14 protein-coding genes and 2 pseudogenes are annotated in these 18088 nt (G+C 63.8%); 4 read left to right on the plus strand and 12 right to left on the minus strand.

From position 1 onward, the window contains the following. From ACFLEY_RS07795 to ACFLEY_RS07805, 3 genes are all read right to left on the minus strand, one after another. Entirely contained in the window at positions 1-510 is a 510-nt protein-coding gene (locus ACFLEY_RS07795; RefSeq protein ID WP_011090564.1) for a TRAP transporter small permease, read from the minus strand. A 285-nt stretch (positions 511-795) separates the two neighbouring features. Further along, a complete protein-coding gene (locus ACFLEY_RS07800) occupies positions 796-1812 on the minus strand; it encodes a TRAP transporter substrate-binding protein (RefSeq protein WP_011090563.1) in 1017 nt (338 codons plus the stop codon). Between the two features lie 163 nt (positions 1813-1975). Further along, entirely contained in the window at positions 1976-3040 is a 1065-nt protein-coding gene (locus ACFLEY_RS07805) for an IS630-like element ISRj1 family transposase (protein WP_026192128.1), read from the minus strand. Positions 3041-3197: 157 nt separating this feature from the next. On the opposite strand from ACFLEY_RS07805, the gene pobA reads away from it, so the two are divergent. Further along, a complete protein-coding gene (pobA, locus tag ACFLEY_RS07810) occupies positions 3198-4367 on the plus strand; it encodes a 4-hydroxybenzoate 3-monooxygenase (protein ID WP_060908885.1) in 1170 nt (389 codons plus the stop codon). Between the two features lie 227 nt (positions 4368-4594). Further along, positions 4595-5016: pseudogene (locus ACFLEY_RS07815) on the plus strand (PaaI family thioesterase). Between the two features lie 106 nt (positions 5017-5122). Here ACFLEY_RS07815 and ACFLEY_RS07820 read toward each other — a convergent pair. Next, on the minus strand, positions 5123-6010 hold the full coding sequence (locus ACFLEY_RS07820; RefSeq protein ID WP_082755464.1) for a LysR family transcriptional regulator: 888 nt from the start codon (positions 6008-6010) through the stop codon (positions 5123-5125). Between the two features lie 116 nt (positions 6011-6126). On the opposite strand from ACFLEY_RS07820, the gene ACFLEY_RS07825 reads away from it, so the two are divergent. Beyond that, positions 6127-6750: a pyridoxamine 5'-phosphate oxidase family protein gene (locus ACFLEY_RS07825; RefSeq protein WP_011090559.1), complete on the plus strand. Its 624-nt coding sequence runs from the start codon at positions 6127-6129 to the stop codon at positions 6748-6750. Between the two features lie 153 nt (positions 6751-6903). Here ACFLEY_RS07825 and ACFLEY_RS07830 read toward each other — a convergent pair whose 3' ends face one another. The 3 genes from ACFLEY_RS07830 to ACFLEY_RS07840 are packed head-to-tail and all read right to left on the minus strand — an operon-like array spanning position 6904 to position 10449. Further along, entirely contained in the window at positions 6904-7635 is a 732-nt protein-coding gene (locus tag ACFLEY_RS07830) for an ABC transporter ATP-binding protein (RefSeq protein ID WP_011090558.1), read from the minus strand. After that, complete coding sequence (locus tag ACFLEY_RS07835; protein ID WP_060908882.1) at positions 7632-9401, minus strand: ATP-binding cassette domain-containing protein; 1770 nt, start codon at positions 9399-9401, stop codon at positions 7632-7634. Before ACFLEY_RS07835 ends, ACFLEY_RS07830 begins: the two co-directional genes overlap by 4 nt. A 7-nt stretch (positions 9402-9408) precedes the next feature. Beyond that, positions 9409-10449: a branched-chain amino acid ABC transporter permease gene (locus ACFLEY_RS07840; protein WP_060908881.1), complete on the minus strand. Its 1041-nt coding sequence runs from the start codon at positions 10447-10449 to the stop codon at positions 9409-9411. A 177-nt stretch (positions 10450-10626) separates the two neighbouring features. Here ACFLEY_RS07840 and ACFLEY_RS07845 point away from each other — a divergent pair, with 177 nt between their 5' ends. After that, the gene (locus ACFLEY_RS07845) at positions 10627-11160 is read left to right on the plus strand and encodes a MarR family winged helix-turn-helix transcriptional regulator (RefSeq protein ID WP_011090555.1); all 534 of its coding nucleotides are present in this window, start codon (positions 10627-10629) and stop codon (positions 11158-11160) included. Between the two features lie 354 nt (positions 11161-11514). On the opposite strand, the gene ACFLEY_RS07850 is transcribed toward ACFLEY_RS07845, so the two are convergent. The 5 genes and pseudogenes from ACFLEY_RS07850 to ACFLEY_RS07870 all read right to left on the minus strand — a co-directional run bounded on the left by ACFLEY_RS07850 (position 11515) and on the right by ACFLEY_RS07870 (position 18087). Further along, positions 11515-12798, minus strand: coding sequence for a glycerate kinase (locus ACFLEY_RS07850; RefSeq protein WP_396604591.1), 1284 nt, complete (start codon positions 12796-12798; stop codon positions 11515-11517). A 197-nt stretch (positions 12799-12995) separates the two neighbouring features. Then, positions 12996-14225, minus strand: a complete 1230-nt coding sequence (locus ACFLEY_RS07855) for an ABC transporter substrate-binding protein (RefSeq protein WP_011090553.1) — start codon at positions 14223-14225, stop codon at positions 12996-12998. 240 nt (positions 14226-14465) lie between these two features. Then, a complete protein-coding gene (locus ACFLEY_RS07860) occupies positions 14466-15692 on the minus strand; it encodes an ABC transporter substrate-binding protein (protein ID WP_060908879.1) in 1227 nt (408 codons plus the stop codon). Between the two features lie 121 nt (positions 15693-15813). Then, a pseudogene (locus tag ACFLEY_RS07865) lies at positions 15814-17042 on the minus strand (ABC transporter substrate-binding protein). A gap of 25 nt (positions 17043-17067) precedes the next feature. Continuing rightward, positions 17068-18087, minus strand: coding sequence for a branched-chain amino acid ABC transporter permease (locus ACFLEY_RS07870; RefSeq protein ID WP_011090550.1), 1020 nt, complete (start codon positions 18085-18087; stop codon positions 17068-17070). Position 18088: the final 1 nt, after the last annotated feature.

Raw genomic sequence — 18088 nt, forward strand, 5'->3', positions numbered from 1 at the left:
TTACTCCGTCGCCTTCAGCTTGGGGTCGTGCATTTCTTCGGGATGGAAGATCAGCCGGTAGGTGCGGATCGCGATCAGCAGCACGGCGGAGACGTCGCCGATCCAGGCGATCGCGAAGAACGGCCAGGTAGGCATGTGCATGTCGAAGGTCTGGACATTGTCGTTGTAGGTGCCGCGCACCTTGTCGAACAGGGTCCAGGTCTGCACCGTGACGACGAACAGCAGCACCAGGGTGGCGAACACGTCGATCCAGCGCTGATAGCGCGGCTCGACATTGCCCCAGACCAGGTCGACCGTGATGTGGGTGCCGCGATAGGAGGTCGCAGCGATGCCCCAGAAGATCAGGATGCCGAGCAGCATGCGGCCGATGTCGAAGCTGTCGGGGATCGAATAGTTCAGCGTGTTGCGCAGCAGAACCGACACGAAGATGTCGAGCGCCACGAGGCCGACGAAGCCGGCCGCGATCCATTCGATCGTGTCGATAAAGCGATCCATCCAGGCGCGCTTCATGGGTGTGTCCTGTGTGATGTCATTCTCGCTCTCGGCTCAGAAGGCGGTCGTTCGCCTCTCCCCGCTTGCGGGGAGAGGCCGGAATGCGCGCGCAAGCGCGGATTCCGGGTGAGGGGGGCTCTCCGCGAGTCCAACTTTCACCGTCCCCGCGGAGACTCCCCCTCACCCCAACCCTCTCCCCGCAGGCGGGGAGAGGGGGAGGAAGCGTCGTGCGCTCCTAACAGCGCACTTGCAGAATGACGGCGGCGAGATGTCTTTCGCCGCCGCATCTGTTTCAACGAAGCGCTACTCCGCCAGCGCGTTGTACTTCTTCAGCGAGGCCTTCAAATCGGCCAGCGCGGCGTCCGGATCGGCGCCCGCTTTCTTGGCGCCGTCGCCCCAGGTCTTGACCAGCGGCTCGGCGGCTTTCTTCCAGGCCGCGGTCTGCTCTTGTGTCAGCTTGTAGACCTCGTGCCCCTCTTCCGCCTTCACCTTGTCGACGCCGGCGTCCTCGAACTTGCCCCAGTGCTCGCCGACCACGCCGGCCATCTCGACCGAGCAGTTCTTGTCGATTGCGGCCTTCTGCTTGTCGGACATCGCATTGTACTTGTCCTTGTTGATCACGAACACGAAGGTCGTGGTGTAGAGCGGCGCCTCCATGTCGTACTTGGTCACCTTGTCGATGCCGAACAGCACGAGGGAACCCCATGGGAAAGTGACGCCGTCGGCGACGCCGCGCTCGATGATGTCGCGCACTTCGGGCGCGGAGGACTGCACATTGGTGCCGCCGAGCGAGGTGACGAAGTTCGCCATGGTGGCGTGCGCGGGACGGATCTTCAGGCCCTTCACATCCTCCGGCATCACGATCTTCTTGGTCTTGGAGTGGAAGGAGGAGGGCGAGTGGACGAAGGCGAGGCAGTATTTGACGTCCTTCATCTCCTTCTCGGCATATTTGCGATACCAGGCGTCGAGCCCCATCGAGCCGCCCTTGGCATCCGAGATCAGGAACGGCAATTCGCCGGCACCGACGATCGGGAAGCGGCCGGGCTGATAGCCGGGATTGACATAGGTGACATCGGCGATGCCATCGCGCGCCATGTCGTAATGATCGAACGCCTTGCCGAGCTGCTGGGCCGGAAACACCTTGCCCGTAATGGTGCCGCCGGAATCCTTGTTCACCGCGGCCACCCAGTCTTCCAGCGATTTTTGCAGCGGGTGCGATGCCGGCACCCAGTGCGAGATCTTCAAGTCGAAGGTCTTGTCCTGCGCCAACGCCGGCGTCACGCTTGCTGCGAGCAATAAAGCCAGACAGGCTTTCCTCATCACACGTCTCTCCCTGTTTTCGACGGCGGGCTTCGATGGCCCGGTCTCGTTATTTAACATGTTATCTAATTGGCCGGCGCGTTCAAGCCGGAATTGGCGCGCACGTTGTCGCGTCCTGTACGTCAGCCATGTTGCATGGATTTGTCGCTGCTAGTACCCGGAATCAGAGCTGAGTGATACGGCGGCCTTTGAAACGGCGTTGACGGACCTTTTTCTTGGTCCAGACGAAGGGCTCGGCTCTGTCGTTGTATGCGTTGACGTAGGCATCGATGTGTTCCTGAAGCTGCTTGAGGCTCGTGAAGGAGGTGCCGCTGAGCGACTGCCCCTGCAAGATGGAAAACCATACTTCGACCTGATTGAGCCATGACGCACTTGTCGGCGTGAAATGAAATTGCACGTTGGGGTGGGCCTTGAGCCAGTCCTCGTTCTTTTTATGGGTGTTGAGGTTGTCGAGGATGACGTGAAGCTTGCGGTTCGGAAAAGCCGCGGTGACGCTGTTCATGAAATCGAGAAACTCGACGCGGCGCCGGCGTTTTGAATGGGTCGCGATGATCTTTCCGGTGGCGACTTCGAGCGCCGCAAACAATGTTGTGGTGCCATGCCGCTTGTAATCGTGGCTTTGGCCGGTCAAGGCGCGGCCATTGGGCAACTTCAGATAACCCTGCGCTCGCTCCAAAGCCTGGATCGAGGGCTTCTCGTCCACGCACAGCACAATGGCCTTCGCCGGCGGCGCGACATAGAGGCCGACAACATCGGCGGCTTTGGCCGTAAAGTTCGGGTCGTTGCTCTCGCACCAGGACTTGCGAGCCACCAGGTCAATCTTGTGGCTGCGCAGGAACCGCCAGACATATTGGACATCGACATCGCCCAGCGCCTCGGCCAGCAGGGGGCCGGTCCAGCGCGCAAACCCTTGCGGTGGCGGCTTATCCAGCAGCTTCAGAATCCGCTTGTCGGTCGTCTTCGTATAGATCGGCTGCTTGCCAGGCCGCGGCTTGTCTTGCAGCCCTTCAAGGCCATGGTCGGCATAGCGATGCCGCCAAAGGCTGACAATCCGCGGCTGGACCCCAACTTCCTTGGCGATCGACCGGGTGCTGCGCCCATCCGCCGCCAACAGAACTATCCGCGCCCGCTTCAAATCGCGCTGCAACGTCACCGGTGAGCGACAGCACGCCTCAAGCACCTTGCGATCTTTCCTCGAAAGGTGGACTTCTCTTGCTTCGGGTATCATCCCGACCTTGAATCACGACTCACGTTCCAAGAAAAGTGGGTACTAGCGCGACCAGCACTTCCCTTTTGCCCAACCGTTATATGATATAATTAACTTGCGCGGATCATCGCGACAAGCGAGCCGCGACGAAAGCCTATAGGATCGGGAGGAACAAGTATTGCGGACAAAAGTCGCAATCATCGGGGCCGGGCCGGCTGGATTGTTGCTTGGGCAACTGCTGCACGATTACGGCATCGACAATTTCATCCTGGAGCGGCAGAGCCCGGACTACGTGCTCGGCCGCATCCGCGCCGGTCTTCTGGAGGAGGGAACGGTCGCGCTGCTCGACCAGGTTGGCGCCGGCGCGCGGGCGCACGCGGAAGGCCTGGTGCATGAGGGCATCGAACTGGCCTTTTCCGGCCGCCGTCATCGCATCGACATGAAGGCCGCGACCGGCAAGACGGTCATGATCTACGGCCAGACCGAGGTCACGCTCGACCTGATGAACGCGCGCAAGGCGGCCGGCCTCGATACGGTCTACGAGGCCAAGGACGTGCGACCGCATGATTTCGACGGCAGTCACCCGCGCGTGACCTGGGTCAAGGACGGCGTCACCCACACGCTCGATTGCGATTTCATCGCCGGCTGCGACGGTTTTCATGGCGTCAGCCGCGCCAGCGTTCCGGCCTCGGCGATCGAGGAGTTCGAGCGGGTCTATCCGTTCGGCTGGCTCGGCATCCTCTCCGAGACGCCGCCGGTCAGCCACGAGCTGATCTACTCCAACCACGCCCTCGGCTTTGCGCTCTGCACCATGCGCTCGATGAAGCGCAGCCGCTACTATGTGCAGTGCTCGCTGGACGACCATGTCGACCAATGGCCCGACGACCGCTTCTGGGACGAATTGAAGCGTCGGCTCGACCAGGAGGCCGCCGACAGCCTCGTCACGGGACCGTCGATCGAGAAGAGCATCGCCCCCTTGCGCAGCTTCGTCGCCGAGCCGATGCGCTTCGGCAGGATGTTCCTGTGCGGCGACGCCGCCCACATCGTGCCGCCGACCGGCGCCAAGGGACTGAACCTTGCGGCCAGCGACGCGCATTATCTGTCGAGCGCGCTGCGCGAATTCTACGACGAGAAGTCCAGCGCCGGCATCGACGCCTATTCCGCCAAGGCACTGGCGCGCGTCTGGAAGGCGGTGCGCTTCTCCTGGTGGATGACCTCGATGCTGCACAAATTCCCCGACACCGGCACCATCGGCGCCCGCATCCAGCTCGCCGAACTCGATTACGTCACGCAGTCGCAGGCCGCGATGTGGTCGCTGTCGGAGAATTATGTGGGGCTGCCGTTTTAGAGAAGTGCCGTAGGGTGGGCAAAGCGAAGCGTGCCCACCAGCTTTGTGTTTGTGGAGAGATGGTGGGCACGGCGCGTTGCGCCTTTGCCCACCCTACGGGCGTTGCATTCCTCGCAACGCCGCCGCCCGTTTCAAACACCCGCGCAAATTCCGTTTAAAACTTTGTAGGTGATGCGTCCGCCACGCCCATCGCGTTCAATGCTGGCAATCAGCAACGCGAGACAGCCATGACCGCCACCGACATTCCCGCCGGCTTCGAGCCGCATTTCCGCAAAGCCCCGCTCACCGATCCCTGGGAGCCGCTCTACTCGAAGAAGGCCGACAAGGCCGTGATCATCGGCCTGCGCCTGGCCAAGCCGCACACCAACGCGCGCGGGCTCATCCATGGCGGACTGATCGCGGCGCTCGCCGATGCCGCCATGGGTTACAGCTGCGCAGAGGCGACCGGCTGGACGACGTCCTTCGTCACGATCTCGCTGTCGGTCGATACTTTGTCGGCGCCGCCGAAATCGGCCAATGGCTCGCGGTCGAGGGCGAGGCGATCAAGACCGGCAGCACGATCTGTTTCGCGCAGTGCCTGGTCAAGGCCGACGCCACCGTGATCGCGCGCGCCAGCGGAACGTTTCGGGTGGTCCCGAAGAAGGGGTAATTGTCATTCCGGGGCTCGCGAAGCGAGAACCCGGAATCTCGAGATTCTCTGGTGCGCAATTGCGCACCATGGTTCGGTCCTTCGGACCGCCCCGGAATGACGGTCATCACCCAAACCTCCACTCCGCCGTCTCCACCACGAGATCGACGAACGCGCGCACTTTGGCCGAGAGCAGGCGCGAGGTCGGGTAGACGACATGGATGGGCAGCGCCGGCTGCTCGTATTTCGCCAGCACGACCTTCAGCCGCCCGCGCTTCAAACCCTCGGCGGCCTGATAAGCCAGCACCCGCGTGACGCCGCCGCCGGCCTCGGCATATTGCAGGGCGGCGTCGGCGCTGTTGCTGGTGAAGCGCGGGTTCGTCGTCACCTCGATGTCGCGGCCGTCCTGCATGAAATGCCAGCTGGCGGATGGTCCGAACTGGATGGTCTGGTGCGAGGCGAGCGCTTCCGGCGTCTTCGGCTCGCCATGGCGCTTCAGATAGCCGGGCGCGGCCACCACGATCCGCCGCATCTCGCCGACCTGGCGCGCGACGAGGGACGAATCGGCGAGATGACCGATCCGCACCGCCACATCGACGGCGTCTTCCACGAGATTGACGAGATGGTCGGACAGCCGCAATTCGCCGGCAACCTCGGGATAGCGCTTGAGATAGGCGGTCATGACCGGCCCGACATGCAGCCGGCCGAAGCCGACTGGCGCCGACACCACCAGACGTCCGCTCGGCCGGTTACGCTCTTCCCGCGCCGAGCCGTCGGCCTCCTCGACATCGGCGAGAATGCGCCGCGCGCGCTCCAGATAGCGTGTGCCGACATCGGTCAGCGTCACCTGCCGCGTGGTCCGCTGCAACAGCCGGGCGCCGAGATGCTCTTCCAGCGCCGCGATCAGCCGCGTCACCGCCGAGGGCGACAGGTGCAGCTTGCGCGCCGCCGGCGCAAAGCCGCGCAGATCGGCGACGGTGACGAAGACGTGCATGGCTTCCAGGCGGTCTGGCATTATTGCATATATTGCAATGATGAAGTGTCAAGCCGGCGGATTGTTTTAGACGCCGAAAGGTCCACTTTAATCGCCGAAAGACGCAGAAATGCGCCGGGATTCCAGGAGATGTTCCGATGACGGCAACCCTCACCTACGCCAGCGACGTGGCGTTCACGCCGGCGGTGAAATCGATCCAGACCCGAAAGGGATCGCGCGAAGGCTATGCCCATGCCGAGCAGCGCGGCTGGCGCACCGAGGTCGATGAGAACCTCGCGGCGTTCCTGGCCGATGCCAACAGCTTTTATTTCGCCACCGCCTCTGCCGATGGCCAGCCCTACATCCAGCACCGTGGCGGGCCGAAGGGGTTTTTGAAGGTGCTGGATAAGCAGACGTTGGCTTTCACGGACTACGCCGGCAACCGGCAGTACATCACGCAAGGCAACCTGTCCGAAAATCCCAAGGCCTACATCTTCGTGATGGACTACGCCCACCGCCGCCGGGTGAAGATCTGGGGCGAGGCGCGCGTGGTGGAGGACGACGATGCGCTGACGACGTCGCTGATGCCGAAGGGATATCGCGCGCGGCCGGAGCAGGTGATCCTGTTCAAGATCGCGGCCTGGGACACCAACTGCCCGCAGCACATTCCGCAGAAGTTCGATGCGACGGATGTCGCGGCCGCGCTGGCGGCGAGGGATCAGCGGATCGCCGAGCTGGAAGCGGAGGTGGCGGCGTTGAAGGAGAAGGCGGCGAGCATCTAGGCGCGAATCTCGTCGCATTCTTCGGTGTCTTGCCCCGCGAAGGCGGGGCATCCAGTACGCAGCGACTTATCGATTCGACCACAGTCTTCTCGGAGTACTGGATCGTCCGCCTTCGCGGACGATGACAGTTGAGTTCGTGGCGACGCCTCGGACCTACAGAACGCTCGCGCCTTCGTGCTGGAAGCCGAGATAGCTCGCCGCAACGCGTTCGTTCGCGGCGATGTCGCTGGCCTTGCCGCTGAGCACGAACTCGCCGAGCTCCATCACATAGGCTTGGTCCGCGATCTTGAGCGCGGCCTGCGCGTTCTGCTCGACCAGCAGCACCGAGACGCCGGCGGTGCGCAGCTCGGTGACGATGCGGAAGATGTCGGCGACGATGATCGGGGCGAGACCGAGGCTCGGCTCGTCCAGCATCAGGAGCTTCGGCTCGCCCATCAGCGCGCGGCCCATCGCGAGCATCTGCTGCTCGCCGCCGGAGAGCGTGCCGGCGAGCTGCTTGCGCCGCTCCTTCAGCCGCGGGAACAGCGTGTAGACCCGCTCCATCGAGGCCTTCGACTTGCTCCGCTCGATGCGGAAGGCCCCGAGCTCGAGATTGTCCTCGACATTCATGGTCACGAACAATTCGCGGTGCTCCGGGACGAGGCCGAGGCCCATCGCGACGCGGTCCTCGATGTCGAGCCGGGCGAGGTCCTGGCCTGCGAAGGCGACGCGGCCCTTCAGCGGCAGAATGCCCATGATGGCGGACAGCAGCGTAGTCTTGCCGGCGCCGTTGGCGCCGACGATGGTGACGATCTGGTTCGCCCCGACCTCGAGCGAGACCGAACGCACGGCCTCGACCTTGCCGTAGGCGACATGCGCGTCGGTGACGGACAACAGCGCGCTCATGCCGCCACTCCGAGATAGGCCTTGATCACTTCGGGATTGGTCTTGATCGTGGCGGGCGTGCCCTCCGCGATCTTGGTGCCGAAATCGAGCACGACGATGCGGTCGGCGAGGTTCATGACAAAGCCCATGTCGTGCTCGACCAGCAGCACGCTCATGCCGCCGTCGCGCAATTCGCGCAGCAGCCTGGCAAGCTGCTGCTTCTCCATGTGGCGCAGGCCGGCGGCCGGCTCGTCGAGCAGCAGCACCATCGGATCGACGCACAGCGCGCGCGCGATCTCGACGATGCGCTGCTGGCCGAGCGAGAGCGAACCTGCGAGCTGGTGCATCTGGTCGGCAAGCCCGACGCGCTCGATCTGGCGTGCGGCCTCGGCGAGCAGCTTTGCCTCGTCGGCGCGGTCGAGCCGCAGCATGGAGGAGATCGGCCCCGAATGACCGCGCAGATGCGCGCCAATAGCGACGTTCTCCAGCACGGTCATGTCGGGGACCAGCTTCACGTGCTGGAAGGTGCGGGAGATGCCGAGCTTGACGATCTCCTGCGGCGGCGCGTTGTCGAGCCTCTTGCCGAGCACCGAGATCGAGCCTGAGGTCGCCGACAGCACGCCGGTGATCAGGTTGAACGTCGTGCTCTTGCCGGCGCCGTTCGGCCCGATCAGCGCGACGATCTCGCGGGCCTGGACCTCGAAGGAAACGTTGTTGACCGCGATCACGCCGCCGAATTGCTTGCGTGCCTTCTCGACCTGGAGCAGGACGCTGGCCTCGCCGGGCGCGCGGGTGCGCTGCTCCAGCTTCAGCGAGGTGTCCGGCTTCCTGCCGCGGGTAGGCTCGGGCAGGAACGACATCAGCCAGGGCCAGACGCCGCCGGGCGCGAGTTGCAACAGCGCCACCAGCATGATGCCGAACACGATGGTCTCGACCTGGCCGGAACCCGGCAGGAGCAGCGGCAGATAGCTTTGCAGCACCTCTTTCAGGACCACGACGATCGCCGCGCCCAGCACGCCGCCCCAGACATAGCCGGCGCCGCCGACCACCGCGATGAAGAGATATTCGATGCCGGCCTGTGCGCCGAACGGCGTCGGGTTCACCGCGCGCTGAAGGTGGGCATAGAGCCAGCCGGAGAGACCGGCTAGCACCGCGGCGTGGATGAACACCAGCAGCTTTGCCCGCGGCGTGTGCACGCCGAACGCCTCGGCGGCGACATGGCCGCGCCTGAGTGCGCGGATGGCGCGGCCGGTGCGGGAGTCCAGCAGGTTCATCGTGAGCAGGGCCGAGAGGATCACGGCGACCCAGATCGCGTAGTAGATCGAGCCGGGCGAGAGCATCTTGAACGCGCCGATCGACAGCGGCGGGATCGCCGAGATGCCGTCGTTGCGGCCCAAAAACTCCAGCTTGCTGAAGAGATAGAACAGGCCGAGCCCCCAGGCCAGCGTGCCGAGCGGCAGATAGTGGCCGGAGAGGCGGACGGTGACGAGGCCAAGCAGCACCGCCAGCGATCCGCTGACCACGAGCGACAACGGCAGCGTCAGCCAGGGCGACAGGCCGTAGCTCGTCGACAGCACCGCGGTGGTGTAGGCGCCAAAGCCGACGAAGGCGGCTTGTCCGAACGAGGTCAGGCCGCCGACGCCCGTCAGCAGCACGAGGCCCATCGCGACGAGGGCGGCAAGGCCGATATTGTCGAGCAGCACGATCCAGAACGGCGGCATGCCCGGGACAAACGGGATCGCCGCCATGACAAGCGCGAAGACGAGGATGGGGAGCCGGCTCTGCATCTTAGCGTCAGTCCTTCTCTTCCTCGACCGCGGGCGCGGCGAGCGAGCGCAGCAGCAGCACGGGGATCAGCAGCATGAAGACGATCACTTCCTTGTAGTTGGAGGCGTAGAAGGACGAGAACGCCTCGACGATGCCGACGACCAGCGCGGCGACGGCGGTGAGGGGGTAGCTGACGAGGCCGCCGATGATCGCGGCAACGAAACCCTTCAGCCCGATCAGGAAGCCGCTGTCGTAATAGAGCGTCGTGATCGGCACGATCATTATGCCCGACAGCGCGCCGATGACGGACGCCAGCAGGAAGGCGATCTGCCCCGACAGCGTGGTGCGGATGCCAGCGAGCCGCGCCCCTAGCCGGTTTACGGCGGTCGCGCGCAGCGCCTTGCCGTAGAGCGTCAGGCCGAAGAACAGCCAGAGCCCGACGATGAAGGCGATGGTGATGGCGTAGACGGTGATGCTCTGGCCGGTGAAGCGCAGGGCGCCGGCGGTGAAAGAGCCGGACAGCACGGCAGGTCCGCGCTGGCCCTCGGCGCCGAAGAACAGCAGGCCCAGTCCCTGCAGTGCGAGGTGGACGCCCACGGAGGCGATCAGCAGCACCAGCACCGAGGTGTGCGCCAGCGGCTGGAACGCGATGCGGTAGAGATACAGGCCGATCATCGCCACGATCACCAGCGACAGCGCGATGCAGACCGCCACCGGCGGCTTCTGGGCTGCGAAGTAGATCGTCAGCGCCAGCACGATGGCCGGCAGCACGATATTGGTGAGGACGCTGCGCAGGATCAGCCGGCCATGCAGCGCCTTGCGGGCCACGAACAGATCGAAGGCAAAGGCCCCGATGCCGAGGGCGAGCGCGAGCTTTGCCGTGCCCGGCATCTGGCCCGCGGCCAGCGAGGCATAGGTCAGCGCGCCATAGGTGACGAACTCGCCCTGGGGAATGAGGATCACGCGGGTAACGGCGAACACCAGCACCAGCGCGAGGCCGAGCAGCGCATAGATCGCGCCATTGGTGATGCCGTCCTGCACCAGGAACAGCATGATAGTGGTGTTCAAGACCGGACGCTCCCCCTCAAAGATTAAGGACCGGTCTCCGCAATCGCGGTGGATGGTCCCTCACAGCCATTGAAATACGCTGACGATATTTGATATGGTGCATAACAATTATCAAATATAACTTCAAGGGTGGCGGGCGACCCGCCCCGAATTTAGCGGGATTACGAGCACGAGGCGATGACCGTTTCCAAAACCGCTGAAAAGTCTTCAGAAAAACCGGCTGACTCGGCCAAGGGCCGCAAGGACGCGGCCGAGGCCCAGGGCCAGGGCTCTACCGATGCCCTCCAGCTCGGCGAGCTCTCCGAACAGCTCGGCTATGTGCTGAAGCGGGCGCAGCTCAAGGTGTTCGAGAACTTCCTGCGCTGCATGGCCTCGCTCCAGCTCACCCCCGCGCAGTTCTCGGTGCTGCTGCTGGTCGAGAAGAACCCGGGGCGTAACCAGACCGAGATCGCCTCCACCCTCGGCATCCTGCGCCCGAATTTCGTGGCCATGCTCGACAATCTCGAAAGCCGCGACCTTTGTGCGCGGATCCGTTCCACCAACGACCGCCGCTCGCATATCCTGGTCCTGACCGACAAGGGCAAGGCTGTGCTGACGCGGGCGAAAAAGCTCGTCGCCACCAAGCACGAAGCGCGGCTGAACGACCTGCTCGGCCAGGCCAACCGCGAAGCCCTGATCGAGATGCTCTCGAAGATCGCCAACGAGTTTTGAGCTGGGCTTAACCGCACGCTCTCTCCGCTCCCTCCCCCCTTGCGGGGCAGGGCTATCGCATGTGAATTTCACGAGGATTGTCCGGGGGTTTGCTCCGCCTCTCCCGCTTGCGGGAGAGGCGGACGCGCCCCAGGCGATGCGAAGCATCGTCCCGAGCGCGGCGGGTGAGGGCTCTCGCCACGCAGGGACGTTCTCCGCAATCCCTGGCAATCCCGACGCGGAGACACCCCCACCCCAGCCCTCCCCCGCAAGCGGGAGAGGGAGCCGAGTGCCGATGCCGCCGCATCATGCACACCACATGCGATAGCCCTGCCGCAAGGGGTGAGGGAACGCAGCGGAGCGAGAAGCGCTCGTTCAATCCACCAAAATCACCCGGATGTCGTTCACGTTGGTCAGCGTCGGGCCGGGCATCAGCAGATCGCCGGTCGCCTCGAAGAACGTCGTCGCGTCGTTGTTGTCGAGATAGGCCTGCGGCTGGAGTGCCAGCGCCTTCATCTTCGCAAACGTGGCCGCGTCGATCAGCGCGCCTGCGGGGTCGGTAGGGTGGCCGGCGCCGCCGTCGGCGCCGTCGGTGTCGCCCGCGAGCGCGGAGATGCCGGCCGTGTCCTTCAAGAGGCCGGCGAGCGCCAGCGCGTATTCCTGGTTCGGACCGCCGCGTCCCTGGCTGCGCACGGTGACCGTGAGCTCGCCGCCGGAGAGGATCGCGATGCGCTTGCCCTGCGCACGCGCCTGCAACGCGAGTCCGGCATGATGGGCCGCGACCTCGCGCGCCTCGCCTTCGAGATCGGCGCCGAGATCGATCGTCTCGTAGCCGGCCTCTTTCGCGAGCTTCACCGCGGCGTCGAGCGACTGCTTGGGCCGCGCGATCAATTCGAATGATGCGCGCGCAAAGGCGGCATCATCCGGCTTGCAGCTTTCGTTATCGGGATTGTCGAGCGCGCGGCGCACGGCATCGTCGATATCGAGCTTGTACCTGGCTACGATCGCGCGCGCATCCGCCAGCGTGGTCGGATCGGGCACGGTGGGGCCGGAGGCAATCGCGGAGGGATCGTCATGCGGCACGTCGGAGATCGCGAGCGTGACGATCTCGGCGGCGTTCCTGCCGGCGCGCGCCAGCCGCCCGCCCTTGATGCGCGAGAGATGCTTGCGCACGACGTTCATCTCGCCGATCGGCGCGCCCGAACGCAGCAGCGCCTTGTTGACCGCCTGCTTCTGCGCGAAACTGATGCCGTCCACCGGCGCGATCCAGTTCGCCGAGCCGCCGCCGGTGAGCAGGACCAGAAGCAGGTCGTCGGGCCCGGCCTCGCCCGCGAGCGCGAGCGTGTCGGCCGCGCCCTTGAGGCCGGCTTCATCGGGCACGGGATGGCCGGCTTCGACCACGCGGATGCGGCGTGTCGGCACGCCGTAGCCGTGGCGCGTGGTGGCGATGCCAACCAGCCGCTCCGGCGCGAGCTTCAGCGTGTCGAGATAATGCCGCTCGGCGGCCGCGGCCATCGCGCCGGCGCCCTTGCCGGCGGCGAGGCAGATCACGCGTCCTTTTGGGGCCGGCCGCAGATGCGGCGCCAGAATTGTACTCGGATGCGCGGCGGCAACGGCGGCGTCGTAGAGCGCGCGGAGCAGGGGACGTCGGTCGGTCATGACGATGGCCTTGAGCAGACTGAAGCGATGGCGGCGAATTCGCCGTTCACCTGCCTACCGTATCATGCGCGAAAGCGTAAGCAGGGTTTACCATCATTCGATTGTGCAATCGCGTGATCATAATCGCCGCGCGACAAAGAGACCCCCCGCGATGGTCTCGCGGGGGGCCTTTCGCGCAGCTGAATGTTGCTTGACGGCTAGCCGCCGGCGTCAGCGCTGATCACGTCGCCGAACAGCTCCCAGCGTTCGCCCTTGAACTTTTCGAGCTGGAGCTGGCTGATCGGCGCGAAGTCGTTCGGCCCGGTGTTGATCTGGATGCCGGGCAGCAGCGCCTCGGTGCGGAAGTTCTTCAGGTTGGCGGCTTCCTTCATGATGTTCTCGCGCGTGAGATTGTCACCGCACTGCTTCAGGACCTGAACCACCGTCTGCGCCACGGCGAAGCCGACGATGGTGCCCTTGTCGAGCTTGTCGCCTTCCGGGAAGTACTTGGTCATGAAGGCGAGAAATTCCTTCATGCCCGCGTCATTGTTCCATGCCGGATCGGACACGTCCTTGAGATAGTCGGCCGAGATGATGTCCTGGCCGTTCTCGAAGCCGGCGGGCTTCATCACGCTGCCGACGGAGGCGGAGACGTTGTTGAGGAAGTGCAGCGGCTTCCAGCCGATCTCGGAATTCTTCTTGATCGCCTGCGCCGCGAATTTCGGCGTCGTGATGTTCATGAACACGTCGGCGCCGGTCGATTTCAGCTTGACGATGTGGTTGTCGATGGTCGGCTCGGAGGTCTCGTAGCTCTCCTCGATCACGATCATCGAGGCAGCCTTGGCACCGAGGCCGTCCTTCAGGCCCTTGAGGTAGTCCTTGCCGTAATCGTCGTTCTGGTAGAGCACGGCGATCTTGGCGTCCGGCTTGTTCTTCAAGAGCCACTTCGCATAGATCTGCGTCTCGCTCTGGTAGTTGGGCTGCCAGCCCATGGTCCAGGGGAAGTTCTGCGGATCGTTCCACTTGGTGGCGCCGGTGGCGACGAACAGCTGCGGCACCTTCTTCGAATTCATGTACTTCTGGATCGCCGAGTTGGGCGGCGTGCCGAGCGAGTTGAAGATGAACAGCACCTCGTCGCTCTCGACCAGCTTGCGCGCCTGCTCGACCGTCTTCGGCGGCGAATAGGCGTCGTCATAGCTGATGTAGTTGATCTTGCGGCCGTTGATCCCGCCCTCTTCGTTGATCTTCTTGAAATAGGCGGCTTCGGTCCGCCCGATGATGCCGTAGGCGGAGGCCGGTCCGCTGTAGGGCATGATGTTGCCGATCTTGATCTCGGTGTCGGTCGCGCCGGTATCGTATTTCTTCTGGGCCGATGCAGTGGAGGCCGAGGCCGCAACGAGCGCAAGCGCCAGTGACGCAGCCGCAAGTTTGCCGGTGACAGCGGGCATTCCTATCTCCCTATTTTCTTGGTGTGTGTGCGTCCCGTTTCTTGTCTTGATTGTTTTTGGCGACGCCGCCGCAATTCAATACGATTTGTCCTGTGCCTTCAACAGAAAGCCCCCGCGACGGCGTCGCAGGGGCTGCTTCTTTAGTAGTCAGGGACGGGCGCGGTTTCGTGTGCGAGTGCGAGACAGCGCGACTGCTCTGAGTTGCTTAACGCGTACCAAGCGATTTTGAGTTGATCTGGCTCAGTGGCCCGTATCGCTCGAGATGATGTCGCCGAACAGCTCCCATTTCTTGCCCTTGAACCGCATCATCTGGAGCTGTTCGATCGGGGCGAAATTGTCCGGCGCGGTGTTGATCCTGATGCCGGGCAGCAGCGTGTCCGGCTCGAAATCCTTCAAGGAAGCGGCCTGCTTCATGACGTTCTCGCGGGTGAGGTCGTCGCCGCACATGTGCAGCACCTTCACCATGGTCTGGGCGGCGGCATAGCCGAACACCACGCCGGCATCGAGCTTGTTCGCCTTGGGATCGAATTGCGCGAGGAAGTTATAGAACTTCTTCATGCCCTCATCGGCGTTCCATTGCGGGTCCGAACCGTCCTTGGTGTAGCTGGCCGAGAGAATGCCTTGCGAGATCTCGATTCCCGCCGGCTCCAGCACGCCGCCGACCGAGGCCGAGACGTTGGAGATGATCTGCATCGGATGCCAGTTGATCTCGGCCGCCTTCTTGATCGCCTGGGCTGCGAATGCCGGTGTGGTGATGCTGATGAAGACGTCGGCACCCGAGGACTTCAGCTTCACGACGTGTTCGTCGACGGCCGGCTCCGAGGTGTCGTAAGCCTCCTCCAGCACGATCATCGACGCCTTGGCCCCCAGGCCGCCCTTCAGCCCCTTCAGATAGTCCTTGCCGAAATCGTCGTTCTGGTAGAGCACTGCGATCTTCGCGTCCGGCTTCTCCTTCATGACGTATTTGGCATAGATGCGCGCCTCGCTCGCGTAGCTCGGCTGCCAGCCCATGGTCCAGGGATATTGCCTGGGATCGTTCCACTTCGAGGCGCCGCTCGCCACGAACAATTGCGGCACCTTTTTCTCGTTCATGTATTTGCGGATCGCGCCGTTGGTCGAGGTGCCGAGCGAGCCGAAGATCAGGAGCACCCCGTCGCTCTCGACCAGCTTGCGCGCCTGCTCCACCGTCTTCGGCGGCGAATAGCCGTCGTCATAGGAGATGAACTTGATCTTGCGGCCGTTGATGCCGCCCTCGGCATTGATCTTGTTGAAATAGGCTTCCTCGGTCTTGCCGATCACGGCATAGGCGGAGGCCGGCCCGCTATAGGGCATGATGTTGCCGATCTTGATCTCGGTATCGGAAGCGCCGCTGTCGTATTTCTTTTGCGCCAGCACCGGGCCAGTCATCGCAGTGCACAACGCGAGTGCGGCCGCGAGGGCCGCAACCTGAAAACGAACCGCAGTCATTGTTCTCCTACCCCGGGCTGGATCAGCGCCGCATTGAACAAGATTGACGCCCGCCGTCAACAAAAAGCCCCCGCGGTCGCCCGCGGGGGCTTCTTTACGGTCGGCTTATTGCGTCAGCGTGTCACTCGGAGGCGACGTCGCCGCTGATGATCTCGCCAACAGTTCCCACCTCTCGCCCTTGAAGCGCTGCATCTGGAGCTGCGCGATCGGGGCGAAGTCGGTGGCGCTGGTGTTGATCTTGACGCCGGGCAGCAGCGTGTCCGGTACAAAATCCTTCATGCTCGCCGCCTGCTTCATGAGGTTGGCGCGGGTGAGATCGTCACCGCACATTTCCAGCGCCTTGGCCAGGGTCGACGCGGCGCCATAGCCGTAGACCATGCTGGTGTCGGACTTGTCGGCACCCGGCATGTACTTGTCGACGAACTCGTTCCACTTCTTCATGCCGGGGTCGTTGGCCCACTGCGGATCCGTCGAGTCCTTGGCATAGGCCGCCGACAGCACGCCCTGCGCGTTCTCGAAGCCGGCCGGCTTCATCACGCTGCCGACCGAGATCGACACGTTGGTGAGGATCTGGAGCGGCTTCCAGTTGAGCTCGGCGGTCTTCTTGATGGTCTGGGCCGCGAACTTCGGGGTCGCATAGATCAGCAGCACGTCGGGATTGGCGGCCTTGATCTTGACGATGTGACCGTCGATCGACGGCTCGGATACCTCGTAGCTCTCCTCCATGATGATGGTCGACGCCGCCTTGGCGCCGAGCCCGTCCTTGGTGCCCTTGAGGTAGTCTTTGCCGAAATCGTCGTTCTGGTAGAGGATCGCGACCTTGGCGTCGGGCTTTTCCTTCGTCAGCCATTTCGCGTAGATCTGCGCTTCGCTCTGGTAGGAGGGCTGCCAGCCCATGGTCCAGGGGAAGTTCTTCGGGTCGTTCCACTTGGTGGCGCCGGTGGCGACGAACAGCTGCGGGATCTTCTTGGCGTTCAGGTATTTCTGGATCGCGCTGTTCGAGGGCGTGCCGAGCGGGTTGAACACGGCCAGCACCTCGTCGCTCTCGACCAGCTTGCGGACCTGCTCCACGGCCTTCGGCGGCGAATAGCCGTCGTCATAGGTGACGAAGTTGATCTTGCGGCCGTTGATGCCGCCCTTGTCGTTGATCATCTTGAAATAGGCTTCTTCGGTCTTGCCGATGATGCCATAGGCCGACGCCGGACCGCTGTACGGCATGATGTTGCCGATCTTGATCTCGGTATCGGACGCGCCGGTGTCGTATTTCTTCTGAGCAAGTGCTGCGCCGGAGCTGAGGGTCGCGACCGCCGTTACGAGCGCGGTGGTTCGCAATATTCTTCCAAGAAACAATTTGGTCTCCTTCCTTAAGAGGGTTTCAGTTCTTTCTGAGCCTTCCGGCGAGTTGCTGGCCCAGGATTGCGATTTGCCTTGCGCCATGCGGCACGAGGTAGATGACGGCGAACAGGAGCACGCCGAACACGGCGCCGGAGAGGCCCTTCGAGATGCCTTCCGCGATGTTCGGCACGAAGATGATGAAAGCGGCGCCGACGATCGAGCCGGGCAGCCAGCCGACGCCGCCGACGACCATGCCGAGGAACAGCGAGATCGCGAGCGTGATGGTGTAGCTGTCGGGCGCCACGAACTGCACCGCGATGGCGCCGAGCGAGCCGGCGATACCGGTGATGGCCGCGGAGACGCCGAAGGCCAGGGTCTTGTACAGCGCGACGTCCACGCCCATGGCGGAGGCCGCGATCTCGTTGTCGCGGATCGCCATGAAGGCGCGGCCCGAACGGGAGCGCAGCAGGTTCACCGAGAAGATGTAGATCGCGATCACGACGACCAGCGTGAAGTAGTACAGCCACATGTCCTGCGACATCGGCAGGCCGAACGGCGCGTCGGGCTTGGTGACGACGAGGCCCTGCACGCCGCCGGTCCAGTGCTCGAGGAAGTTCAGCTTCAGAAGCTGCGGCATGGCGGTGGCGAGCGCGAAGGTCGCGAGCGCCAGATAGACGCCGGAGAGCCGCAGCGCCGGCTGTCCGAACAGGAAGCCGAAGCCGAAGCAGACCACGCCGGCGACCGGCAGCGTCAGCGCATAGTTGATGTTGAAGTGCTCCATCAGCACCGCCGTCGTATAGGCGCCGACGGCGTAGAAGGCGCTCTGGCCGAGCGAGAACTGGCCCGAGCCACCGGTCAGGATGTTCAGCGCGAGCACCGCGAGCCCGTAGATCAGGAGCATCGTCATCTGGAAGATGATGAAGTTCTTGACGAAGACGGGTGCGATCAGCAGCGCAGCCAGCACCACCAGCGAGGTGCCGGTGCCCAGCGTCATGGCGCGCTTCGGAACGGCCTCGACCGCCTGATGGCCTTCGGCGACGACTTCTTCTGCTGCGCTCATG

Source organism: Bradyrhizobium sp. YCK136 (assembly GCF_044570075.1).
Taxonomy (GTDB): domain Bacteria; phylum Pseudomonadota; class Alphaproteobacteria; order Rhizobiales; family Xanthobacteraceae; genus Bradyrhizobium; species Bradyrhizobium diazoefficiens.